Origin of the sequence: Tomitella gaofuii (assembly GCF_014126825.1) — a bacterium.
Classification (GTDB): Bacteria; Actinomycetota; Actinomycetes; order Mycobacteriales; family Mycobacteriaceae; genus Tomitella; species Tomitella gaofuii.
Genome location: NZ_CP059900.1, coordinates 1,170,800 through 1,194,353, shown reverse-complemented (window position 1 = coordinate 1,194,353; position 23,554 = coordinate 1,170,800). Strand labels below are relative to the sequence as shown.

General features: G+C 72.4%; 21 protein-coding genes and 3 pseudogenes. 16 read left to right on the top strand and 8 right to left on the bottom strand.

Translation table 11 applies throughout. The annotated features are described in order from the left end of the window. The first annotated feature begins 22 nt into the window (after nt 1-22). From H4F70_RS05420 to H4F70_RS05385, 8 genes are all read left to right on the top strand, one after another. On the top strand, nt 23-1,675 hold the full coding sequence (locus H4F70_RS05420) for an acyl-CoA carboxylase subunit beta (RefSeq protein ID WP_182359293.1): 1,653 nt from the start codon (nt 23-25) through the stop codon (nt 1,673-1,675). Beyond that, nucleotides 1,672-2,022 (top strand): acyl-CoA carboxylase epsilon subunit, encoded by a 351-nt coding sequence (locus H4F70_RS05415; protein ID WP_235681353.1) that lies wholly within the window; start codon nt 1,672-1,674, stop codon nt 2,020-2,022. The genes H4F70_RS05420 and H4F70_RS05415 overlap by 4 nt, the downstream gene beginning before the upstream one ends. 2 nt (nt 2,023-2,024) lie before the next feature. Next, nucleotides 2,025-2,735 carry a Maf family protein gene (locus tag H4F70_RS05410; protein WP_182359292.1) on the top strand — a complete coding sequence of 237 codons (711 nt, stop codon included), beginning with the start codon at nt 2,025-2,027 and terminating at the stop codon, nt 2,733-2,735. A gap of 63 nt (nt 2,736-2,798) precedes the next feature. After that, nucleotides 2,799-3,221: a cupin domain-containing protein gene (locus H4F70_RS05405; RefSeq protein ID WP_235681352.1), complete on the top strand. Its 423-nt coding sequence runs from the start codon at nt 2,799-2,801 to the stop codon at nt 3,219-3,221. A gap of 120 nt (nt 3,222-3,341) precedes the next feature. Continuing rightward, on the top strand, nt 3,342-3,758 hold the full coding sequence (locus H4F70_RS05400; RefSeq protein ID WP_182359291.1) for a DUF2784 domain-containing protein: 417 nt from the start codon (nt 3,342-3,344) through the stop codon (nt 3,756-3,758). A gap of 150 nt (nt 3,759-3,908) precedes the next feature. Beyond that, nucleotides 3,909-4,868, top strand: coding sequence for a sulfurtransferase (locus H4F70_RS05395; RefSeq protein ID WP_276520728.1), 960 nt, complete (start codon nt 3,909-3,911; stop codon nt 4,866-4,868). After that, the gene (locus tag H4F70_RS05390) at nt 4,865-5,284 is read left to right on the top strand and encodes a SufE family protein (protein ID WP_182346074.1); all 420 of its coding nucleotides are present in this window, start codon (nt 4,865-4,867) and stop codon (nt 5,282-5,284) included. The genes H4F70_RS05395 and H4F70_RS05390 overlap by 4 nt, the downstream gene beginning before the upstream one ends. 168 nt (nt 5,285-5,452) lie before the next feature. Further along, nucleotides 5,453-7,240 carry an acetyl/propionyl/methylcrotonyl-CoA carboxylase subunit alpha gene (locus tag H4F70_RS05385; protein WP_182359289.1) on the top strand — a complete coding sequence of 596 codons (1,788 nt, stop codon included), beginning with the start codon at nt 5,453-5,455 and terminating at the stop codon, nt 7,238-7,240. 99 nt (nt 7,241-7,339) lie between these two features. Here the strand turns inward: H4F70_RS05385 and H4F70_RS05380 are convergent, their stop codons facing one another. Then, nucleotides 7,340-7,960: a TetR/AcrR family transcriptional regulator gene (locus tag H4F70_RS05380; RefSeq protein ID WP_182359288.1), complete on the bottom strand. Its 621-nt coding sequence runs from the start codon at nt 7,958-7,960 to the stop codon at nt 7,340-7,342. A gap of 121 nt (nt 7,961-8,081) precedes the next feature. On the opposite strand from H4F70_RS05380, the gene H4F70_RS05375 reads away from it, so the two are divergent. Continuing rightward, nucleotides 8,082-9,149 (top strand): oxygenase MpaB family protein, encoded by a 1,068-nt coding sequence (locus tag H4F70_RS05375; protein WP_182359287.1) that lies wholly within the window; start codon nt 8,082-8,084, stop codon nt 9,147-9,149. Beyond that, nucleotides 9,146-9,517 carry a GNAT family N-acetyltransferase gene (locus tag H4F70_RS05370; RefSeq protein WP_235681351.1) on the top strand — a complete coding sequence of 124 codons (372 nt, stop codon included), beginning with the start codon at nt 9,146-9,148 and terminating at the stop codon, nt 9,515-9,517. The genes H4F70_RS05375 and H4F70_RS05370 overlap by 4 nt, the downstream gene beginning before the upstream one ends. Nucleotides 9,518-9,537: 20 nt before the next feature. On the opposite strand, the gene H4F70_RS05365 is transcribed toward H4F70_RS05370, so the two are convergent. After that, nucleotides 9,538-11,262: a glycerol-3-phosphate dehydrogenase/oxidase gene (locus tag H4F70_RS05365; RefSeq protein WP_182359286.1), complete on the bottom strand. Its 1,725-nt coding sequence runs from the start codon at nt 11,260-11,262 to the stop codon at nt 9,538-9,540. A 133-nt stretch (nt 11,263-11,395) separates the two neighbouring features. On the opposite strand from H4F70_RS05365, the gene glpK reads away from it, so the two are divergent. Next, the gene (glpK, locus tag H4F70_RS05360; RefSeq protein WP_235681350.1) at nt 11,396-12,949 is read left to right on the top strand and encodes a glycerol kinase GlpK; all 1,554 of its coding nucleotides are present in this window, start codon (nt 11,396-11,398) and stop codon (nt 12,947-12,949) included. Between the two features lie 61 nt (nt 12,950-13,010). Here glpK and H4F70_RS20355 read toward each other — a convergent pair. After that, nucleotides 13,011-13,583 (bottom strand): annotated as a pseudogene (locus H4F70_RS20355) (phosphatase PAP2 family protein); the annotation flags it as partial. 234 nt (nt 13,584-13,817) lie between these two features. Next, complete coding sequence (locus H4F70_RS05355) at nt 13,818-15,221, bottom strand: NAD(P)H-quinone dehydrogenase (protein WP_182359285.1); 1,404 nt, start codon at nt 15,219-15,221, stop codon at nt 13,818-13,820. A gap of 276 nt (nt 15,222-15,497) precedes the next feature. On the opposite strand from H4F70_RS05355, the pseudogene H4F70_RS21080 reads away from it, so the two are divergent. Together H4F70_RS21080 and H4F70_RS21075 are read left to right on the top strand one after the other, a co-directional pair. Next, nucleotides 15,498-15,776 (top strand): annotated as a pseudogene (locus H4F70_RS21080) (gamma-glutamylcyclotransferase family protein); the annotation flags it as partial. Nucleotides 15,777-15,884: 108 nt separating this feature from the next. Further along, nucleotides 15,885-16,064, top strand: a pseudogene (locus tag H4F70_RS21075) (gamma-glutamylcyclotransferase); the annotation flags it as partial. Nucleotides 16,065-16,071: 7 nt separating this feature from the next. Here the strand turns inward: H4F70_RS21075 and H4F70_RS05345 are convergent. Further along, complete coding sequence (locus H4F70_RS05345; RefSeq protein ID WP_182359283.1) at nt 16,072-17,268, bottom strand: M20 family metallopeptidase; 1,197 nt, start codon at nt 17,266-17,268, stop codon at nt 16,072-16,074. Between the two features lie 3 nt (nt 17,269-17,271). Then, nucleotides 17,272-17,979, bottom strand: a complete 708-nt coding sequence (locus H4F70_RS05340) for an enoyl-CoA hydratase-related protein (protein ID WP_182346217.1) — start codon at nt 17,977-17,979, stop codon at nt 17,272-17,274. Between the two features lie 135 nt (nt 17,980-18,114). Between H4F70_RS05340 and H4F70_RS05335 the strand changes: the two genes are divergently transcribed. Together H4F70_RS05335 and H4F70_RS05330 are read left to right on the top strand one after the other, a co-directional pair. Then, nucleotides 18,115-18,978, top strand: coding sequence for a purine-nucleoside phosphorylase (locus tag H4F70_RS05335; protein WP_182359282.1), 864 nt, complete (start codon nt 18,115-18,117; stop codon nt 18,976-18,978). A 35-nt stretch (nt 18,979-19,013) separates the two neighbouring features. Continuing rightward, a complete protein-coding gene (locus tag H4F70_RS05330; RefSeq protein ID WP_182360198.1) occupies nt 19,014-20,744 on the top strand; it encodes a phospho-sugar mutase in 1,731 nt (576 codons plus the stop codon). Between the two features lie 22 nt (nt 20,745-20,766). On the opposite strand, the gene upp is transcribed toward H4F70_RS05330, so the two are convergent. After that, nucleotides 20,767-21,390: a uracil phosphoribosyltransferase gene (upp, locus tag H4F70_RS05325; protein ID WP_182359281.1), complete on the bottom strand. Its 624-nt coding sequence runs from the start codon at nt 21,388-21,390 to the stop codon at nt 20,767-20,769. Nucleotides 21,391-21,462: 72 nt separating this feature from the next. On the opposite strand from upp, the gene H4F70_RS05320 reads away from it, so the two are divergent. Next, complete coding sequence (locus H4F70_RS05320) at nt 21,463-22,731, top strand: primosomal protein (protein ID WP_182359280.1); 1,269 nt, start codon at nt 21,463-21,465, stop codon at nt 22,729-22,731. Nucleotides 22,732-22,777: 46 nt separating this feature from the next. On the opposite strand, the gene H4F70_RS05315 is transcribed toward H4F70_RS05320, so the two are convergent. After that, on the bottom strand, nt 22,778-23,518 hold the full coding sequence (locus tag H4F70_RS05315; protein WP_276520727.1) for a VIT1/CCC1 transporter family protein: 741 nt from the start codon (nt 23,516-23,518) through the stop codon (nt 22,778-22,780). Nucleotides 23,519-23,554 lie beyond the last annotated feature (36 nt).

Below are 23,554 nucleotides of genomic sequence, written 5' to 3'. Positions count from 1 at the left end.
GCGCATCGCTACCATGCAGAACATGACCAGTGCGACAGATTCGACGACGGGCGCCGCGGCCCCACAGGACCCGGCCGCCATCGACATCCACACGACCGCGGGCAAGCTCGCGGACCTGCGCAACCGGCTCGCGGAAGCTCAGCAGCCGGTCGGCGCGGCCGCCATCGAGAAGCAGCACGCGAAAGGCAAACTCACCGCCCGCGAACGCATCCAGGAACTGCTCGACGACGGTTCGTTCGTGGAGATCGACGCGCTGGCCCGGCACCGGTCGACGAACTTCGGCCTGGACGCCAACCGCCCCACCGGCGACGGCGTCGTCACCGGCTACGGCACCATCGACGGCCGCGAGGTGTGCATCTTCAGCCAGGACGTCACCGTTTTCGGCGGCAGCCTCGGCGAGGTCTACGGCGAGAAGATCGTCAAGGTGATGGACCTGGCACTCAAGACGGGTCGTCCGCTGATCGGTATCAACGAGGGCGCCGGCGCCCGCATCCAGGAGGGCGTCGTCTCCCTGGGCCTGTACGGGGAGATCTTCTACCGCAACGTGCAGGCCTCCGGCGTCATCCCCCAGATCTCGCTGATCATGGGGCCCAACGCGGGCGGGCACGTGTACTCGCCGGCGCTCACCGACTTCATCGTCATGGTCGACAAGACCAGCCAGATGTTCGTCACCGGCCCCGACGTCATCAAGACCGTCACCGGCGAAGACGTCACCATGGACGAGCTCGGCGGCGCGAACACCCACATGGGCACCTCGGGCGTGGCGCACTACGTGGCACCCGACGAGCAGGACGCGCTGGAGTACGTCAAGGAGCTGGTGGGCTACCTGCCCAACAACAACCGCTCCGAGCCGCCACGCTACCCGGCCCCCAACCCCGTCGAGACCTCCATCGAGGAGTCGGTCACGGCCACCGACCTCGAGCTCGACACGATCATCCCCGACTCGCCCAACCAGCCCTACGACATGCACGGGGTCATCGAGCGACTGGTCGACGACGAGGAGTTCCTCGAAGTCCAGGCCGGTCGCGCCACCAACATCGTCGTGGGCTTCGCACGTATCGACGGCCGCTCCGTCGGCATCGTCGCCAACCAGCCCACCCAGTTCGCCGGCACGCTCGACATCGACGCCTCCGAGAAGGCCGCCCGCTTCGTGCGCACGTGCGACGCCTTCAACATCCCCATCGTCACCCTCGTGGACGTCCCCGGCTTCCTGCCGGGCACCGAGCAGGAGTACGGCGGCATCATCCGGCGCGGCGCCAAGCTGCTGTTCGCCTACGGCGAGGCGACCGTCGGCAAGATCACGGTCATCACCCGCAAGGCCTACGGCGGCGCCTATGACGTGATGGGGTCCAAGCACATGGGCGCCGACGTCAACATCGCCTGGCCGACGGCCCAGATCGCCGTCATGGGCGCGTCCGGCGCGGTCGGCTTCGTCTACCGCAAGGAGCTCAAGGCCGCCGAGGCCGAAGGCAAGGACGTCGACGCGGTGCGCCTGGACCTCCAGCAGGAGTACGAGGACACTCTGGTCAACCCGTACGTCGCGGCCGAGCGCGGATACCTGGACGCGGTCATCCCGCCGTCGCACACCCGCGCCTACATCGCCAAGTCGCTGCGGCTGCTCGAACGCAAGTCGGTCAGCCTGCCGCCCAAGAAGCATGGGAACATTCCGCTGTGAGTATCGGAACGGTGGCGAAGGCCGGAGCGGTGGTGGATTCCGAAGCGATGGTGGATACGAAGACCGTGAGTACCGAAGCGCAGAGCGTGATCGACGAGGCCGCGGCCGCAGCGGGCGGCGACACCGGCGATACCGCGCCGGTGTTGCTCCGGGTCGTCAAGGGCAACCCGTCGCCCGAAGAGCTCGCGGCGCTGGTCGCGGTCGTCGCCGGGGCCTCCGGCGACGACGCCGGATCCGGCGATGCGGGCCCGCGCGATCTGTGGGGCGACCACGACGACGCCCTCGACGGCATGCCACGCATGTTCTCACCGCGCGCGTACCAGTCCGGGAGATTCGGCGGCCGCTGAGCATGGCCACCCCCGTCGCCGCCCGCCCGGGTGACCCCGGCCCGGGCGGTGCCGTCGCGCCCGTCCGGTTCGTCCTCGCCTCGGCGTCGCCCGCGCGGCTGTCCGTGCTGCGCGCCGCGGGGGTGGAGCCGTCGGTGCGCGTCTCGTCCGTCGACGAGGACGCTGTCGCCGCGGAACTGTCGCCGGGCACAGGACCTCACGAGGTCGTGACGGCGCTCGCCCGCGCCAAGGCCGTCGACGTGGCCCACGGCCTCCTCGCACAGCCGCGCGGCGCCGACGCCCCGGCCGACGCGGTGGTCGTCGGCTGCGATTCCATGCTGCACATCGGCGGCCGACTGCAGGGCAAGCCGCACACCGTGGCGACCGCTCGCGAACGCTGGGCCACGATGGCCGGGCGCAGCGGCGACCTGCTCACCGGGCACGCCGTGCTGCGTATCGCGGGCGGAAGCATCGTCGCCGAGGCGGAGGGCGTCTGCTCGACCACCGTGCGGTTCGGCACTCCCTCCCCGGCGGAACTCGAGGCGTATCTGGCCTCCCGCGAGCCGCTCGAAGTCGCCGGCGCCTTCACGCTCGACGGCCTCGGCGGCTGGTTCGTCGATGGAATCGAAGGCGACCCGTCCAGCGTCATCGGCATCGGATTGCCGCTGGTCCGCACGCTGTTGCGTGACGTGGGCCTCGACGTCGCCCGGGTGTGGGCGGGCAACGCCGACTGACCGGCGGCGCGGACGGCAGCGGCATGCGAAGATCGGGGCCGACCGCCGCACTGAGAGGTGACCATGTCCGAGGAGAATGCCGCGACGCCCGATGATGAGGCGCAGACGTCCGACGAGAAGGCGGCAGGGTCCGGCACCGCCCCCAGGATCCTCACCATGGCCGACCATCACGGCCTGATCGACGCGGCGGAGCCGCGTGCCACGCGACCGGGCGTCAAAAGGATCATGGTCGCCGACGGTGCCCGCGTGATCGTGTTCCGGTTCGCCGCCGGCCAGATCCTCGCCGAGCACAAAGCCGCGTTCCCCATCCTCGTGCAGTCCATCGACGGGCACATCGCGTTCACCGCCGACGGCCGCACCGTGGACCTGCACCCCGGCGACATCGCACACCTGTCCGCCCGGCTGCTGCACGAAGTGCGCGCCGTCACCGATGCGACGCTGCTGCTGACGATGCTCGATCCCGCGGCGACCGCCGGCGGGGAGTGACCGGTACGCGCGATCGGCGGCGTGCGGCCGCGCGGTTCCCCGATTCCCGCACGTCCAGCCGATTCGGCGGTTAATCTCATGCCATAGAGAAGCGCCGCATCGGCACTCGGGGGTGAGCACGTGTACTTGGCGCTGGTGGTTTTCTCGGCCGCGTTGCACTTCGCGTTCATCGGGTATCTCCTGTGCGGCGGGTTCATCGCCTGGCGCCATCCGCGCACGATCTGGCTGCACCTGATGGCCGCCGCATGGGCCGTGTGCATCACCGTCATCCCCTACCTCGAGTGCCCGCTGACCCTCATCGAACGCTGGGCACGCGACCACGGCGGTATGGCACCCCTGCCCGGTGACGGATTCATCGCGTACTACATCACCGGCGTCGTCTACCCGCGCGGCGCGGCGGGGGTCGCGGAGATCGCGGCGGCACTCCTCGTGGCGGCGTCGTGGGCGGGCTTCGGGGTGCTGCAGTCGCGGCGGCGCGGACCGGCCCGCGAAGACTCCCGCGACGGGACGCACGCCGAGCACGGCCCGCGCGAGTGACAGGGTCCACACCGCCATCCGGCCCCGCGCCGTGTCTCACCGGCCGCCAGGGGGACTAGGCTGATTTACGTCACGGCGACCTTGCCTAATCGGCCCTGCCGGACCGGCCATGCCAGGCCGGCCACGCCCGACCGGCACCGACCCGGCCGCATGCCGCGACATCCCAGACCGCCACTGTCGAGACAACAGGAGCGCACCGTGCCAGTCCCCGTCGAGCAGAATCCGACCTTCGCCGCCTACGCACACCCGGAACGCCTCGTGTCCACCGAGTGGCTCTCCGCGAACATCGGCACGCCGGGCCTCGTCGTGGTCGAGTCGGACGAGGACGTGCTGCTCTACGACGTCGGCCACATCCCCGGCGCCGTCAAGGTGGACTGGCACCTGGACCTCAACGACCAGGTGACCCGCGACTACCTCGACGGAGCCGCCTTCGCCGAGCTCATGAGCAGCAAGGGCATCAAGCGCGACGACACCATCGTCGTCTACGGCGACAAGTCCAACTGGTGGGCCGCCTACGCGCTGTGGGTGTTCACGCTGTTCGGGCACGAAGATGTGCGCCTGCTCGACGGCGGCCGCGACGCCTGGCTGGCCGAGAACCGCGAGATGACCTTCGACGTGCCGCAGCTGCCCCGCACGGAGTACCCGGTGGTCGAGCGCGACGACTCGCAGATCCGCGCGTACCAGGGCTATGTCCTGGACTTCCTCGGCTCCGGGCCGCTCGTGGACGTCCGCTCCCCCGAGGAGTACACCGGCCAGCGCACCCACATGCCCGACTACCCGCAGGAGGGCGTGCTCCGCGGCGGCCACATTCCCAGCGCCGTCTCGATCCCCTGGGCCAAGGCGGCCGCCCCGGACGGCCGCTTCCGCTCCCGCGAGGAGCTCGAAGAGATCTATGCCGGCGTCAAGGACGCCCGCCAGGTCGACGACGGCGAGATCATCGCCTACTGCCGGATCGGCGAGCGTTCCAGTCACACCTGGTTCGTGCTCACCCACCTGCTGGGCCTGCCGAACATCCGCAACTACGACGGCTCGTGGACCGAGTGGGGCAACACGGTGCGCGTGCCCATCGCGGCGGGCGAGGAGCCCGGGGCGGTACCGTCGCGGTCATGAGCATTCCCGCCGCGCTCGCGGAGATCATCGACGATTTCGAGGACCTCCAGGGGCAGGACAAGGTCACCCTTCTCCTCGAGTTCAGCCAGGAGCTCCCCCCGCTCCCGGCCGAACTCGAGGAGGCGGCGATGGAACCGGTGCCCGAGTGCCAGTCGCCGCTGTTCCTGCGCGTCGACGCCGCGAACAAGCAGTCAGTGCGCCTGTACTTCAGCGCTCCCCCGGAGGCCCCGACCACCCGCGGTTTCGCGGGGATCCTGTACGAGGGACTCGACGGCAGCAGCGCCGAAGACATCCTGGCGGTGCCCGACGATTTCTACTCCACGTTGGGCCTGGAGAAGGTGGTCAGCCCGCTGCGGCTGCGCGGCCTGTCCGCCATGCTCTCGCGCGTCAAGCGCAATATCCGGGAGTCCGCCTGACGCCGCAGTCACACGGGCGCATAGAGTGTGACGCGGTCGCGCAGTGTCGCGATGCAGCCGCAGCGGGACCAGCGGCTGACGTCGCACCACCTCGCTGCTTAGACTCCATTACCAGAATCACCCCCGCGAGGGGCACGAAATTCCACGAAGACACACCCGGGAGGCCCTGTGCCGAATCACTCCAGTGAAAAGATCACCAAGGTCCTCGTCGCCAATCGTGGCGAGATCGCGGTGCGAGTGATACGAGCGGCAGCCGACGCGGGTCTCGCCAGCGTGGCCGTCTACGCAGAACCCGACGCCAACGCACCCCACGTCCGCCTCGCCGACGAGGCCTTCGCCCTGGGTGGTCAGACCTCTGCCGATTCGTACCTCGACTTCGCCAAGCTCCTCAAGGCGGCGGCCGACTCCGGCGCCGACGCCATCCACCCCGGCTACGGCTTCCTGTCGGAGAACGCCGACTTCGCCCAGGCCGTCCTGGATGCGGGCCTGATCTGGATCGGCCCGTCGCCGCAGTCCATCCGCGACCTGGGCGACAAGGTCACCGCCCGGCACATCGCCGAGCGCGCGAACGCCCCCATGGCCGCGGGCACCAAGGACCCGGTGGCCGGCGCGGACGAGGTCGTCGCCTTCGCCGAGCAGCACGGCGTCCCCGTGGCCATCAAGGCCGCGTTCGGCGGCGGCGGACGCGGCATGAAGGTGGCGCGCACCGTCGAGGAGATCCCCGAGCTGTTCGAGTCGGCCACCCGCGAGGCCGTCGCCGCCTTCGGCCGTGGCGAGTGCTTCGTCGAGCAGTACCTGGACAAGGCCCGTCACGTCGAGGCCCAGGTGATCGCCGACACGCACGGCAACGTCGTGGTCGTGGGCACCCGCGACTGCTCGCTGCAGCGCCGCTTCCAGAAGCTCGTCGAGGAGGCGCCCGCCCCGTTCCTCACCGACGAGCAGCGCAGCCGCATCCACGAGTCCGCCAAGCGGATCTGCCGCGAGGCCGGCTACTACGGCGCCGGCACGGTGGAGTACATGGTGCAGGGCGACACGATCAGCTTCCTCGAGGTCAACACCCGCCTGCAGGTGGAGCACCCCGTCACCGAGGAGACCTCCGGCATCGACCTGGTGCTCGAGCAGTTCCGCATCGCCAACGGCGAGGAGATCTCCATCAAGGAGGATCCCACCCCGCGCGGGCACTCGTTCGAGTTCCGCATCAACGGTGAGGACGTGGGCCGCGGCTTCCTGCCCGCCCCCGGCCCCGTCACCCTGTTCGAGCCGCCGACCGGCCCCGGCGTGCGCATGGACTCCGGCGTGGAGAGCGGCAGCGTCATCGGCGGCCAGTTCGACTCGATGCTGGCCAAGCTCATCGTCACCGGCGAGGACCGTCCGCAGGCGCTCGCGCGCGCCCGCCGCGCCCTGGCCGAGTTCAAGGTCGAGGGGCTGGCCACCGTGATCCCCTTCGACCGTGCGGTCGTCGAGCACCCGGCATTCGTCGGCGACGAGAACGGCTTCGACATCTACACCAAGTGGATCGAGACCGAGTGGGACAACACCATCGAGCCGTTCAACGCCCCCGGTGAGGCCCCCGAGGACGACGCCGAGCGGCAGAACGTCGTGGTCGAGGTCGGCGGCCGGCGCCTCGAGGTGTCGCTGCCGGGCGAGCTGAACCTGGGAGGCAACGGCGGCGGCACCGCCACCGCCGTGCGCCGCAAGGTCAAGCCCCGCAAGCGCGGCGCCGCCGGCAATGCGGCGGTGTCCGGTGACGCGATCACCGCCCCCATGCAGGGCACCGTCGTCAAGATCGCCGTCGAGGAGGGCCAGGAGGTCGCCGCCGGTGACCTCATCGTGGTGCTCGAGGCGATGAAGATGGAGAACCCGGTGACCGCGCACAAGGACGGCGTCGTCACCGGCCTGGCCGTCGAGCCGGGCGCCGCCATCAACCAGGGCACCGTGCTGGCCGAGATCAAGTAGGGCCCCGGGGCCGCACGGCCCCAGGACCACAGTCCACGACTGCGGGCCGGGTGCGACGATCGAAGTCGCGCCCGGCCCGCAGTCGTGTGCGCATCCCTGCTATGCGCTGACCGAGCCGCGCGGGTTGCGGATCCCGGAGTCGACGAGGAGCCCCACGCAGTGCTCGACGAGCCGTTCGCGGTCGACGGCGAGGGTGCCGTCGAGGTATCCGATGAACAGGGCCGTGAACGCGCCGACGAGGCCGGTGGACCGCATGTGCCGCTCCGCGACGTCCTCCACCGCCGACAGGCCGTCGAACACCATCGTCACGAACTCCGGCGCCAGGGCCACGCCCACCCTGCTCAGCGCGGGCTCGGTGAGCGGCGCGATGAGCAGCGCGCGGCCCAGCACCGGCCGGTCCACCGTCAGCCCGATGAACGCCTCCACCGCGGCACGCGCGCGCGCCGCACCGTCCATGGGACCCGCCTGCACCACGTCGTCCAACGCGGCCTTGGCCCGGGCGCCCAGCGCGTCGTACACGCTGCGGACGAAGCCGTCCCGATCATCGAAGCTCTCGTAGAAGTAGCGTTCCGTCAGGCCTGCCGTGCGACATGCCGCACGCACAGTCAGCGGCGTCGTCTCGGTGGCGCCGAGCAGGGTGATCCCCGCGTCGATCAGCGCCTCGCGCCGCATCCGCCTGCGCTCCTCCAGCGAGGGCCGCGCATCACGCGCACGCGCCATCACGCACCACCTCCCTTGACCGATCCGCATCGTATTCCTATCCTGACAACATACGTTGTCAAAAGGGGCGCGCGGCCAATCGCCCGGACGCAATCGACCTGGACAGAATCGAGGAGCCCGGATGAGTACAGTCCCCCCGCCCCACGCCGGAACGCAACCGCGCGAGGCCGCACCGGCCACACCCGCACCCGCCACACCCGCACCCGCCACACCCGCACCCGCCACACCCGCACCGCTCAGGCCCGGATCGGCGACGTGGAAGTACTTCGGCGACTGGCGCGGGCTGCTCCAGGGCCCCTGGGCGGGCTCGATGCAGAACATGCACCCCAAGCTGGGGGCGGCGGTGGAGCAGCACTCGGACTTCTTCGATGAGCGCTGGGAGCGGCTGCTCCGGTCGCTCTACCCCATCGGCGGCGTGGTGTTCGACGGCGACCGCGCGCACCGGACCGGGCTCGACGTGCGCGACTACCACCGCGACATCAAGGGCGTCGACGCGCAGGGCCGCCGCTATCACGCCCTGGACCAGGACGTGTTCTATTGGGCACACGCCACGTTCTTCTACGGCACCATCGTCACCGCAGAGCACTTCTGCGGCGGCATCTCCGAGGCGGAGAAGCGTCGGCTGTTCGACGAGCACAAGCAGTGGTATGCCCAGTACGGCGTGAGCATGCGGCCGGTGCCGGACACCTGGGAGGACTTCCAGCGGTACTGGAAGCACATGTGCGCCGAGGTGCTCGAGGACAACAAGGCCACGCGCGACGTGCTCGACCTCACCGCACTCCCCCGCCCGCCGTTTCTGCCGTGGCTGCCGGATCGCCTCTGGCGGCTGCAGCGTCCGCTGTTGGCACGAGGGTTCGTGTGGCTCACGGTGGGGATGTACGACCCGGAGGTGCGGAACCTGCTGGGCTACGACTGGACGGCGCGCGACGAGCGGCTGCACAGGCTCGTCGGGCGCGCCGTGGGCGCGGTGTTCCGCCTCGTCCCTCCCCGCTACCGCAAGCATCCGCGCGCCCGCGACGGCCTCGACCGGGCCGCCGGGCGTGTACCGGCGGACGCCCCGCTGATGGAGAGCCCGGCCCGCAACCTGCCGGCCGGCCGGTTCGCCTCCGGCCCCCAGCACTACAACCCGGCGGGCGCGCCGCGCACGGCCTGGGCGCCGGGGTTCGTCCTGCGGCTGCTACAACGGTGAGTGAGCACGCCCGCATCGCGTGGGCCGGCGTCGACGGAAGGCGGCAGCAGATGACCGAGCAGATCGTCCACAATGCGCAACGGAACCGATTCGAGATCTTCGTCGACGACGCGCTCGCCGGCTTCGCCGCCTACGTGCCGGCCGACGGCGCCCGCGACTTCGACCACACGGAGGTCGGCGCCGAGTTCGGCGGCCGCGGCCTGGCCGGCAAGGTCGTCGCCGCCGCGCTGGCGGACACCGAAGCCGCCGGCCTGTCCGTGATTCCCACCTGCAGCTACGTGCGCAAGTTCGTCACAAAGAACGCCGAGCACCTGGCGCACATCCCCGCCGCCACCCGCTCCGAGATGGGCCTGCCCGAACCGGCCTGAGCCGCCCCGGCACGCCCCGGCTACTCGACGGGCTCGAGGATCTCAGCACGTGCCTCCGGCGCCGCGGCGCGCAGTTCGTCCGCGGACAGGTCGTCGGGCTGCTCCTGCGAGCGCACCTCCGCCTCGACGCGTGCACAGTAATTCTCCACCTCGCGGTCCACGGTGGCCTGGTTCCAGCCGAGCACGCCGGCCATGAGCTCGGCCGTCTGCCGCGCGCAGTCCACGCCGCGGTGCGCGTACTCGATGGAGATACGCGTGCGCCGGGCCAACACATCCTCCACGTGCAAGGCGCCCTCGGAGTCGGCGGCGTAGACGACCTCCACCTGCAGGTAGTTGGGTGCGGCGTCGATGGGCCCCAGCAGCTCCGGCCGGCCCTCCGCGTGCGCGAGCACGTCGTGGATGAGCGATCCATAGCGGTCCAGCAGGTGGCGGACCCGGTATGGGTGCACCCCGTACCGTTCAGCCACGTGCTGCGCCTGGTTCACCAGAGCGAAGTAACCGTCGGCGCCGAGCAGCGGCACCTTGTCCGTCACGGACTCGGCCACCCGGCCCGGCACGTCTTCCGCCGCCGCGTCGACCGCGTCGGCGCCCATCACGCGGTAGGTGGTGTACTTCCCGCCGGCGATGGCGACCAGGCCGGGCGCCACGCGCGCCACCGCGTGCTCACGCGAGAGCTTGGAGGTCTCGTCGCTCTCCCCCGCCAGCAGCGGCCGCAGTCCCGCGTAGACGCCCTCGATGTCGTCGGGGGTGAGCGGGGTGACCAGCGCCTTGTTCACGTGGCGCAGCAGGTAGTCGATATCCGCGTGCGTCGCGGCCGGGTGCGCCAGATCCAGGTTCCAGTCGGTGTCGGTGGTGCCGATGATCCAGTGGCGGCCCCACGGGATGATGAACAGCACGGACGTCTCGGTGCGCAGGATGATCGCGGACTCGCTGACGATGCGGTCGCGCGGGACCACGATGTGCACGCCCTTGGAGGCGCGCACGCGGAAGCGGCCTCGCTCGCCGGAGAGCGATTGGATCTCGTCGGTCCACACGCCCGTCGCGTTGACGACGGCGTGCCCGCGCACCGCGGCGACCTCGCCGGTCTCGCTGTCGCGTACGCGCACGCCGCTGACCCTGTCGGCCTCGTGCAGAAACCCCACGACCTGCGTCGAGGTGCGCACCACCGTGCCGTAATGGGCCGCGGTGCGCGCGACGGTCATGGTGTGGCGGGCGTCGTCGACGACGGTGTCGTAGTAGCGGATGCCGCCCACCAGCGCGCTGCGCTTGAGCCCGGGCGCCATGCGCAGCGCGCCCGCCCGGGTCAGGTGCTTCTGCGCGGGCACCGACTTGGCCCCGCCCATCGTGTCGTACAGCATGATCCCGGCGGCGATGTAGGGCCGCTCCCACAGCCGGTGCTGCAGCGGAAACAGGAACTGCAGCGGCTTGACCAGGTGCGGGGCCAGCCGCGACATGGCCAGCTCCCGCTCGTGCAGCGCCTCGGCCACCAGCCCGAACTCGAGCTGTTCGAGGTACCGCAGCCCGCCATGGAACATCTTCGACGACCTCGACGAGGTGCCCGAGGCGAAGTCGCGCGCCTCCACCAGCGCCACGCGCAGCCCGCGGGTGGCGGCGTCGAGAGCGGTGCCCGCCCCGACGACCCCGCCGCCGATGACGATGAGATCGAACTGGTCGGTGCCCAGCCGCCGCCACGCCTCGCCGCGCTGCTGGGGCCCGAGCCGCTCGTGTCCCGGTTCCTTCGCCACCCTGACTCCCTCGTGCCGTCTCGTCGCCATCTCGTCTTCCGTCGCCGCACCGGCGCGTCCCCAGGCTAGTTCCTGCGGCGCGCGGCCCACGGGATTACGCCGCGCCGGGCGGTGTTGTCCGCATAATGAGGCGGTGACCGACGCAGACTCCCCGCACGGCGGCGGATACATCGCCGCCATCGACCAGGGCACCACCTCCAGCCGCTGCATCATCTTCGACCACGACGGCCGCATCGTCGACGTCGCCCAGCGCGAGCACCGGCAGATCTTCCCGCATCCCGGGTGGGTGGAGCACGACGCCGCGGAGATCTGGGTGAACACCCGCTCCGTGGCGGGCGAGGCGCTCGCGTCCTCGGACATCGCCCCGTCGGACATCGCCGCCATCGGCATCACCAACCAGCGCGAGACCACCGTGGTGTGGGACCGCGCCACCGGCGAGCCGGTGTACAACGCCATCGTCTGGCAGGACACGCGCACCGCGGAGATCTGCGAGCGGCTCGCGGCAGGCGCCCCGGACGGCAGCGGCATCGACCGCTACCGCGCCGTCACGGGCCTGCCGCTGTCGCCGTACTTCGCCGGCACCAAGCTGGTCTGGCTCCTCGAGAACGTCGACGGGGTGCGCGCGCGGGCCGAGGCAGGCGAGCTGTGCTTCGGCACCATGGACACGTGGCTGATGTGGAACCTGTCCGGCGGTCCGGGCGGGCCGGGCCAGGAGCCGGGCATCCATGTCACCGATGTCACCAATGCCTCGCGCACGCTGCTGATGGACCTGGCCACGCTCCAGTGGGACGCGCGGATCTGCGAGGACATGGGCATCCCCATGGCGATGCTGCCGGAGATCCGCAGCTCGTCGGAGGAATACTGCCGGGTCCGCCGCCGCAGCGTGCTGGGCGGCGTGCCCGTGGCGGGGATCCTCGGCGACCAGCAGGCGGCGATGTTCGGCCAGGCCTGCCTGGAGCCGGGCGACGCCAAGAACACCTACGGCACCGGCAATTTCCTGCTGCTCAACACGGGCACCGAGCCGGTGCACAGCGACAAGGGGCTGCTCACCACCGTCTGCTACCGCCTGGGCGACCAGCCGGCGGTGTACGCGCTGGAGGGCTCGGTGGCGGTGAGCGGCTCGCTGATCCAGTGGCTGCGCGACAACCTGGGCCTCATCTCGTCGTCCTCGGAGGTGGAGGCGCTGGCGGCGAGCGTCGACGACAACGGCGGCGCCTACCTGGTGCCCGCATTCTCGGGCCTGTTCGCACCGCGGTGGCGCCCCGACGCCCGCGGGGTGCTGGTGGGGCTCACCCGCTACGTCACCAAGGCGCACATCGCGCGCGCCGCGCTGGAGGCCACCGCGTTCCAGAGCCGCGAGGTGATCGAGGCGGCGATGGAATCGGGGCTGCCGGTGGGCGAGCTGCGCGTGGACGGCGGCATGGTGGTCAACGAGCTGCTCATGCAGTTCCAGGCCGACATCCTGGGCGTCCCGGTCACCCGCCCCGCCGTCATCGAGACGACGGCGCTGGGGGCCGCGTATGCGGCGGGGCTGGCCGTGGGGTACTGGTCCGGGACGGAGGAGATCCGGCGGAACTGGTCGGCGGAGCGCACGTGGGAGCCGTCGATGCCCGCGCAGCGGCGGGAGGAGCTGTACGCCCGGTGGAACCAGGCGGTGGAGCGCACCTACGGCTGGGCGCAGGACTGACGGTCGCCTCGCGCACGCGCGTCGCCGCCCGGTAGCCGGCGATCGTCGCCGCTGCGGACGCCGCGACCACGGCGATGGCGGCCACCCCGTCGAGCCAGTAGTGGTTGGCCGTGGCGACCACGACGAACACGGTGAGGACCAGGTGCGCGGGGCCGGCCCACCGCCACCGCCGGCCGCCGTACCGCCACACCGCGCAGGCCACGACGCACGCCCACGCGACGTGCACCGACGGCATCGCGGCGACCTCGTCGGGCGCCAGCGCCCCGGCCGCGGCGTAGACGGACTGTCCGTAGCGGGCTGCCACGTCGACGAAGCCCGCGTCCGGCAGCAGGCGCGGCGGGGCGACGGATATCAGCGAGACGGCCAGGCACACGGCCGTCGACACGGCCACGACGGTGCGCACCCGGCCATATGCCCCGCGGTGCCGCGCGTACAACCACACCAGCAGGGCGATCATGGCGCCGAAGTGCGCGGTGGCGTAGTACAGGTTGGCGGCCTGGGACGCCGGCGCGGACGGCAGGATCCACTGCTGCACCGTGTGCTCGCCCGGCAGGTGCAGGGTGTGCTCGAGATCCAGGATCGCCTGCCCGCGCGCGACGGCGCCGTCGGTGGTCCGGCCGGCGACGCCGCCCACCCACTGCCACGCCGCGTACAGGCCGACGACCACCGCCGCCTCGCGCAGCAGGCGCGCGGCGCCGAGCCCCCGCGCGGGCGCTTCGGCTCCGCGCCGTCGCCGCGCGCCCGACCACGCCCACAGCGCCGCCGCGATCGCGGCCGCCGCTCCGGCGATCCACGCAGCCTGCTGCCAGGTGAGGTTGTGGTTCACGCGGCGACGCCCGTCGGCGCGCGGCGGGCCGTCGGCATGCGCTCAGTCCAGGTCGTCGTGCCGCATGAGCTGCCGGGCGGCCTCGGTGATGGATCCGGACAGCGACGGGTACACGGAGAACGTGGCCGCCAGCGACGCCACCGACAGCCGGTTCTGCACCGCGATGGCGATCGGCAGGATCAGCTCGGACGCCGTGGGCGCCACGACGACGCCGCCGATGACGGTGCCCTGCGCGGGCCGGCAGAAGATCTTCACGAAGCCGCGGCGCAGGCCCATCATCTTCGCCCGCGGGTTGGTGCTCAGCGGCAGCATGATCGTGCGGGCCGGCACTTCCCCGGCGTCGATGGCGTTCTGGCTGACGCCGACGGTGGCGAGCTCCGGGCGGGTGAACACGGCCGCGGACACGGTCTTGAGCTTGATGGGCGTCACCCCCTCGCCCAGCGCGTGGTACATCGCGATCCGCCCCTGCATGGCGGCCACCGAGGCGAGCGGCATCAGCGAGGTGCAGTCGCCCGCCGCGTACACGCCGGGCGCGGAGGTGCGGGAGACGCGGTCGACGGTGATGTGCCCGCTGCGTTCGAGCTCGATGCCCACGGAGTCGAGCCCCAGGTCGTCGGTGTTCGGCACGGAACCCACCGTCATCAACGCGTGGCTTCCCTCGACGGTGCGCCCGTCCGAGAGCACCACGCTGATGCCGTCCGCGGTGCGGTCGATGCGGTCCGCACGCCCGTGGGCGACGATGCTGACGCCGCGCTCGGCCAGCGCCTCCTCCAGCACCAGGGCGGCGTCCTCGTCCTCGTGCGGCAGGACGCGATCACGGCTGGACACCAGCGTGACCTTGACGCCCAGCTCGGTGTAGGCGGAGACGAACTCCGCGCCGGTGACGCCCGAGCCGATGACGATCAGGTGCGAGGGCAGCTCCTCGAGGTCGTACACCTGCCGCCAGGTGAGGATGCGCTCGCCGTCCGGCTGCGCACCCGGCAGCACCCGGGGGTTGGCGCCGGTGGCGATGAGGACGACGTCGGCGGTGAGCGTCTGCTCGCCGCCGCCGGCCAGCTCCACGGTGACGCGGTGCGACGCGTAGCCCGCGGCGGTGTCGGCGAGGCGGGCGCGGCCGTCGATGACGGTGACGCCCTCCTCCTCGAGCCGCGCGGCGATGTCCTCCGACTGCGCGCGGGCAAGGTCGATGACGCGCCGGTTGATGCGCTTCATGTTCATGTGCGCGTGGTCCAGGTCGATGTCCACGCCCAGCTCGTCGGCGCGTCGCAGCGTCGTCCGCATGCCCGTCGACGCGATGAACGTCTTCGACGGGACGCAGTCCGCCAGCACCGCGGCGCCGCCGATCCCCTCGGAGTCGACGAGGGTCACCGCCGCGCCGTTCTGCGCCGCCACCAGCGCCGCCTCATAGCCGGCCGGTCCGCCGCCGATGATCACGATCCGGTACATGCTCGCCGATCTCCGTTCGTCGCTGTGGTCCGCGTCGTCGCGTGGACCGCGTGGGCCCATGGGCCGAGGTGGCGCGCATCAAGCCCGCCGGGGCGGCCGGTCGCGGCGCCGTCACGTCCACGCTATCGGTTCCCGGCCGCGCGCGGAGGCGCGCCGCACACCCCGCGGCCACGACTCCCCCGGACGGGTGATGCCGCCCGACCCGCCCATGTCCGCCGCCGGGATCGGAGAGTGTGCACATCGCGCGCGGACGGCCGCGTCGCCTATCGTGGACACGTGTCGATGTACGCCGCATACGGGTCCAACATGCACCCGGAGCAGATGCTCACCCGCGCACCGCATTCGCCGATGGCGGGCACGGGCTGGCTCTACGGGTGGCGGCTGACGTTCTGCGGCGGCGACCTGGGCTGGGAGGGCGCCCTGGCCACCGTGGTCGAGGATCCGGCCTCCCGGGTGTTCGTGGTGCTCTACGACATCGCCGAGGACGACGCCCCAGGGTTGGACCGCTGGGAGGGCGCCGAGCTGGGACTGCACCGCAAGATCCGCGCGCGCATCCACCCCGAGGGCACCGCGCCCGGCGCGGGCGCCCCCGGCGACGGCTCTGCCCCCGCCGTCCCGGCCCCCACCGGGCCGTCCCTCCTCGACGCCGACCCCGCCGCCGTGGTCACCGATCCGCTGCTGGCCTGGCTGTACGTCATGGACGCGTTCGAGGGCGGACTGCCGTCGGCGCGCTACCTCGGCGTGATCGCGGACGCCGCCGAGGCCGCCGGCGCGCCGGCGCACTACGTGCGCGGGCTGCGTACCCGAGAGAGCCGCAACGTGGGCCCGGGCTGCCCCGAATAGGGCCCCGCTACCCCAGCGTCTCCTGGTAGGGCACTTTGGCCCGCGGCGCGACCAGGTTGACCATCGTGCGCACCCCCACCTCCAGTGCGCGCTCGTCCAGGTCGAAGTCGGGCTGGTGGATGTCCACCTTGCGCCCGCCGTCCCACACCCCCAAGCGGGCCATCGCCCCGGGCACCTTCTCCAAATACCAGGCGAAGTCCTCGCCGCCGCTGGACTGCGGCGTGGGCACCGCCACGTCGGGCCCGATCGCGTCGACCGCGCGCCGCAGCACCGCCACCGAGTGCTCGTCGTTGACGACGGGCGGCACGCCCTGGCGGTAGTCGATCTCCACCTCGACCCCCGTCGGCACCGCGAGCGCCTGGATCAGCTCGCAGACAAGCGGGCGCAGCTGCCGCCAAGTGGCCCTGTCGCCGGTGCGGACGGTGCCGCGCAGCACGCCGCTGCGCGGAATGGCGTTGGGCGCCGCTCCGGCGTTGACCGCGCCCCACGTGACGACGGTGCGCGACCGCGCGTCCACCCGCCGGCCGACCAGGTTGGGGATGCCGGTGATGAGCAGGCCGATCGCGTGCACCAGGTCCGCGGTGAGGTGCGGGCGCGACGTGTGCCCGCCGGGCGAGCTCAGGCGCACCTCGACGATGTCCGCGGCCGAGGTGATCGCCCCCACCCGCAGGCCCACGGTGCCCACTCGCAGGTGCGGGTCGCAGTGCAGCCCGAAGATGCGCGAGACTCCGCCCAGTGCACCCGCGGCGATGGCGTCGAGCGCCCCGCCCGGCATCACCTCCTCGGCGGGCTGGAACAGCAGCCGCACCCCCTGCTGCAGCTGCGGCGCCGAGGCGAGCGCCAATCCGGTGCCCAACAGGATGGCGGTGTGCGCGTCGTGCCCGCACGCGTGCGCCGCGCCGGGGTTGCGCGACGCGAAAGGCAGTCCGGTCGTCTCGGTCATCGGCAGCGCGTCCATGTCCGCGCGCAGCGCGATGCGCTTGCCGTCGGCGTCCGCCGGGCCGATGTCGCAGACCAGCCCGGTGCCGCCGGGCAGCACCTGCGGGTCCAGCCGCGAGGCGCGCAGGTGCTCCACGACGAAGTCGGTGGTCTGGAACTCCTTGCGGGACAACTCGGGGTTGCGATGGATGTGGCGGCGCCACGCCGTCAGGTCGTCCCGATGGGCGCCCAGCCACTCCTCGAACCAGTCCGCGCCGGCCGCCATCGGTCAGCCGCCGATCCGCGTGCCGACCGTCTTGCGGGCCAGCGCCTCGAGCAGCTCCGCGTGGATCCCCCGCTTGATCCCGGCCAGGTTGGGTCCGCGCAGCGGGGCGAGCTCTTGCGCCCGCGCCACCGCCGCGTCGAGCACCGCGTCGGCCGAGGCGGAGCCGTCCGCCACGGCGTCGACGATGCCCGCGGCCAGCGCGTCCCCGCCGCCGTAGCGGCGGCCCGTGGTCATCGCCTCGAGCGCCACCTGCGCGGGCAGCCTGCGCGTCATCAGCGCCGACATCGACGGGGTGAACGGCATCTGCAGCGTGACCTCCGGCAGGCAGTAGAAGCCGCGGTCGGCGCGCATCACACGGAAGTCGTGCGCCGTGGCCAGCATGGCGCCGGCGCCGAACGCGTGCCCCTGCACCGCGGCCACGGTGGGCGTGGAAAACGCGACCAGGCGGTGGTAGAGCGCGTGCACCTCGTCCAGGTATGCGTCGAGCCGGTCCATCTGCGGCAGGATGTACTCCAGGTCCAGACCGTTGCTGTAGTACTTTCCCGTGTTCGCCGTGACCAACGCTGCGGGCCCCTCGGCGGCCTCCACCTCGTCGAGCGCGACGTGCAGCGCCGCGAGCCGGTCCGGGTGGAAGCGGGCGTCGTCGTCCTGGGCTTCGGCCCCGGCCAGCCAGAGGACGAAGACGTCGCCCCGGCGCTGCAGCAGCGGCATCGGCCGCGTCTTCGTGCCCGACGCGTCGTCGGCCGGGCCCGGATCCTGGTCAGTGTTCGGCATGCGTCGATCGTAGCGACCGCCTGCCTGCGGCCTGCGTCCCACGGCGGGGCGCGAGACCGCGACAATGGGGGCATGCCTTCGCCGAACGATCCCGCCGACGCCCCCACGCCCGCTCCCGCACCGCAGGCCGGTGCCGGCGGCCCGGACCGGATCGCCGCGGAGGCCGCGGCCGTCATCGCCGAGCGGAGCGGCGTGCGGCGCCACGACGTGGCGGTGGTGCTGGGCTCCGGCTGGCGGCCCGCCGTGGACAGCCTGCTGGGCGGCGCGGACACCGGCACGCCGATACCCATGGCGGACCTGCCGGGCTTCGTCCCGCCCACCGCCGAGGGGCACGCCGGCACCGTGGTCTCCGCGACGGTGGGGCGGCATCGTGTCCTGGTGATGCTCGGCCGCACCCACGCCTACGAGGGCCACGACCTCGCCCACGTCGTCCACCCCGTCCGCGCCGCGTGCGCCGCGGGCGCGGGGACGGTGGTGCTCACCAATGCCGCCGGCGGACTGCGCGGCGACATGACGGTGGGGCAGCCGGTGCTCATCAGCGACCACCTCAACCTCACAGGGCGGTCGCCGCTGGTCGGCCCGCGGTTCGTCGACCTCACCCACGCCTATGACCCCGCCCTGCGCGCGCTGTGCCGCGACGTCGACCCGACGCTCGCCGAGGGCGTGTACGCCTGCATGCCGGGGCCCCACTACGAGACGCCCGCCGAGATCCGCATGCTGCGCACCCTCGGCGCCGACCTGGTCGGCATGTCCACGGTGCACGAGGCGATCGCCGCGCGCGCCGCGGGCGCCCGGGTCCTGGGCGTGTCGATGGTGACCAACGCCGCCGCCGGCATCACCGGCGAACCGTTGGACCACGAGGAGGTGCTCGCGGCGGGTGCGGCGGCCGCGGGCCGGATGGGCGGCCTGCTGCGCGACGTGGTGTCGACGCTGTGACGCCCCGCGAACACCGGTCGAACCCGAGCGCCCCGTTGGCCCACGAGGTCGCGGAATGGATTGCGGGCGACCCGGATCCGCGTGACCGCGCCGCGCTGCGATCGCTCCCGACGGACGGGCCCGAGCTCGCCGCACGGTTCGCCGCGCCGCTCGCGTTCGGCACCGCCGGGCTGCGTGGCCCGCTGCGCGCCGGGCCGGCGGGGATGAACACCGCGGTGGTCCTGCGCGCCACCGCGGGGCTCGCGTCGTACCTGCGCCGCCGCGGCGAATCGCGGGCGAGGGTCGTCGTGGGGTGCGACGCCCGGCACGGCTCCGCAGTCTTCGCACGCGCCGCCGCCGAGGTGCTGGCCGCCGCCGGGTTCGACGTGGTGGCCTTCCCGGAGCCGCTGCCCACGCCCGTCACCGCCTTCGCCGTCCGCGCGCTCGACGCGGCCGCGGGGGTGCAGATCACCGCCTCCCACAACCCGGCGGGCGACAACGGCTACAAGGTGTACCTGCGGGGCGGCGCGCAGCTCGTGCCGCCGGCGGACCGCGCCATCGAGGAGGCCATCGCCGCGGCCGGCCCCGCTGCCGGAATCGCGCGCACACCCCTGCCAGGGAACACGGACCGCGGTTCCGCGGAACCGGACCGTCGGTGCGCCGCACTCGTCGAGAGCTACCTCCAACGCGCGTCCCGGGTTCTCGGCGGCGCAGGCGCTGCCGGTCCGCTGCGCATCGCGCTCACCCCGGTGCACGGGGTGGGCGGCGCGCCGGCTGTGGAGGCGCTGCGCCGCGCGGGATTCGCCGACGTGCACGTGGTGGACGAGCAGTTCGCGCCCGACCCGGATTTCCCCACCGCGCCGCGGCCCAACCCCGAGGAGCCCGGGGTGACCGACCGTCTGCTGGCCCTGGCACGGCGGGTGGACGCCGACGTGGCGATCGCGCTCGACCCCGACGCCGACCGGTGCGCGCTGGGAGTACCGGACCGCGACGGCTGGCGGATGCTGCGCGGCGACGAGACCGGCCCATTGCTGGGCGAGCACATTCTGCGCACCCCCGGACCGGGCGCGGAGTCGACCGCGCCATCGACCACCGCCCCGGAACCGCTCGTCGCGACGACCGTCGTCTCGTCGACCCTGCTCGGCCGCATCGCCGCGGCGCACGGCACGCGGTACCGCACGACGCTCACGGGTTTCAAATGGCTGGTGCGCGCCGCCGACGACGTGCCCGGAGCCCGGCTCGTCTACGCGTATGAGGAGGCGATCGGGATGTGTGTGGACCCGGAGGCCGTGGCCGACAAGGACGGGATCTCCGCGGCGGTGGCGTTGTGCCGCATGGCGGCCCGGCTGCGCGCCGGGGGGCGCAGCATCCCCGGCGAGCTCGACCGGCTCGCGCGCGAGTTCGGGGTGCACGCCGGGCGCCAGTTCTCGGTGCGGCCCGACACCGCCGACGATGCCGTGCGGCTGATGCGCCGACTGCGCCGGAACGCGCCATTCCGTCTCGGCGGCGTCGCCGTGGACTGCGAGGACCTCGCCCGGCGCGACGACGCCCTGCGGACCGACGCGCTGGTCCTCGCCTCGCCCGACGACGCGAGCGGGCCCGCGGTGCGCCTGGTGATCCGCCCCTCGGGCACCGAACCCACGGTCAAGGCCTACGCCGAAGTGGCGTTCCTGCCCGCCGCAGAGCCGGGGGCACTGGACATGGAGGCGCTGGCCGCGCGGCGCGCCGACGCCGACGTGCTGCTGCGCGGCGTCGCCGACGACGCCCGCCGGCTGCTCACCCCCTGACCGGGCGCCGCACAGGACCCGCTCAGCGCGGCCCGTACTGCCGGTCCCCCGCATCGCCGAGGCCGGGGACGATGAAGGCGTCGGCGTCGAGGCCCTCGTCCAGCGCGGCGATCACCAGGCGGTCCACCGCGCCGCACGCCCGCACCGCCTCGACGCCCTGCGGCGCGGCCACCACGCAGATGACGGTCACCACGTCCGCGCCCCGGCCCCGCAGCAGCTCCACCGTGTGCACCATCGAACCGCCCGTGGCCAGCATCGGGTCGAGCACCAGTACCGGGCGCCCGCTCAGATCGTCCGGCAGCGACTCCAGATAGGCCGTCGGCTTGTGCGTGGACTCGTCGCGCGCCAGGCCCACCAGGCCCAGATCGGCCTCAGGAAGGACGGCCTGCGCCTGGTCCACCATGCCCAGTCCGGCGCGCAGCACCGGCACGAGCAGCGGCGGGTTCGCCACGCGCACACCGCGCGTCGGCGCCACCGGCGTCCGCACGTCGATCTCCGTCACCGCGATGTCGCGGCACGCCTCGTAGACGAGCATCGTCGTGAGATCGCGCAGCACCGCGCGGAAGCGCGCGTTGTCGGCGCGCTCGTCGCGCAGTGCCGCCAGCCTGGCCGCGACGAGAGGGTGATCGATCACGAGCATGTCCATACCGGCAGCCTATGCGGTCCATCACGCCACGAACCTTTCCGCAACGCGCATAGTGTCGATAGGCTCGCGGCCATGGCAGGTGACATCGTCCCCATCGAACTGCGCCTTCACACCGGCAGCGTCTACACGCTGTGGGCGCCGCGGTGGCGCGACGGCGAGGACGAGTGGCAGGCGTTCCTGGGGCTGGAGGACGAGGTCTTCGGCTTCGACTCCGTCGCCGAGCTCACCGCGTTCATCCGCACGGACCACGACCATGACCTGTACGACCACCCGTCCTGGCACATCGTCGAGGCGCTGTCGGCCGACGAGCTCACCCCCGAACCCGAGGACCGCTACGACCTCACCCGGGTGCCCGCGGTGGCGCAGCGCGACCCCACCCTGTCGTCGACGCGGTTCCTCGACGACGCCCTTGGCGTGGTCTTCGCCCTCGGCGACGTCTGCGACATCGACAGCATCACCGACTTCCTGGAAGAACACGGGGAGCTGGACCTGCTCGGCAGCGGTACCGCGCCGTTCCACGGCCGGTCCGGCGGCAAGCGGTGGGCCCGGATCGGACGGCTGCTGGCCGGCGAGTGGGACTCGATCCTCGCCGCGATCGACGACGTCATCAGCGGCCCCGATGTCGACGCCGCGGCCCTCGAGATCGCAGAGGCCGAGCTGACGGCGTCCGACGAGAACGATGTCGAGAACGACGACGAGCTCGACACCGACGACGACCTGGACCTGCTCGACTCCGACGGCTCCGGGGACGACGACAGCGGTGACGATGATGACGGGGACGACGAGTACGCATTCTGGGACTCCGTGGGCATCGACCCCATCCAGGTGGTGGTCCCCGGCGGCACCTATTACACCCTGCGCTGCTATCTGCAGGACGACCCGGTGTTCCTCGGCCGCGACGGACACATCCGCGTGTTCACCACGCCGCGGGCGCTGACCCAGCACCTGGCGGACAATCACGACCACGACCTGGCCGGGGTGAGCACGTATTCCACTGTGGCCCAGTCGGCGACCGGCGGCGACCTCGAGATCGTCATCACCGACGACAACGTGTACGTGCTCACCGGGCTCGTCGAGGACATCACCGACGGCCCGGTGGCCGTCGACTCCGAGCAGCTCGACCTGGCGATCGAGCTGCTCGAGGACGCCGCCGACTACTGCGACGACGACGCGGTGGAGCAGGCCCTCGACGATTCGACCGAGCTCGGCGCCCTCGTGTCGTTCATCCGCGAGCCGGATCCGCTCCGCGTGATGCCGCACCCGCCGTTTACCGTCGAGGCAGGCCAATGGCGCGCACTGGAGCACGCCTTCGAGGACCGCCTGGTCCAGCCGGACACCTGACGCGCCCGGGCCGCACGCGGCGTCGCGCAGCCGCCTGGTCACGCCGTCACATCAGCGCGCCGATGACCTCGCCCACCGCGTAGGTGACCGCCATCGCCGCGGCCCCGCCGCACATCACGCGCACCGTCGCGCGCAGCCTGCCGGCGCCGCCGAGTGCGGCGCTCACCGCGCCGGTGAGGGCGAGTGCCGCCAGCACCGCGAGAACGGTGACGGGAACCCGGAGGCCCGGCGGCGGAAGGACGATCGCGATGAGCGGCAGCAGCGCGCCCATGATGAACGACACTGCCGAGGACGCGGCCGCATGCCAGGGCGAGACGAGCTGGTCGGGGTCGATTCCCAGCTCGGCCTCGGCGTGCGCGGACAGCGCGTCGTGCGCGGTGAGCTCCACCGCCACCGCGTGCGCCGTCGCGCCGCTGAGGCCCTTCGCCCGGTAGAGGGCGGCGAGCTCGCGCAGCTCGCCCTCCGGCTCGTCGGCGAGCTCCTGGCGCTCCTTGGCCAGCAGCGCGCGCTCCGCGTCGCGCTGGGTGCTCACCGAGACGTACTCGCCCATCGCCATCGACGCCGCGCCCGCGATGAGTCCCGCCACGCCCGCAGTCAGAAGCGTGTCTCGCGAGGCCGAGGCCGCCGCCACGCCCACGACGAGCCCGGCCGTCGACACGATCCCGTCGTTGGCGCCGAGCACGCCCGCCCGCAGCCAGTTGAGTTTCGACGCGATCGCGCCGCCGTGGGGTTCCGGATGGGTCCCCGCCACCGCCGCCTGCGACGGCTCCCCCGTCATGGTCTCCATGAACCCGATCGTAGGCGCGCAGCACACCCGCCACCA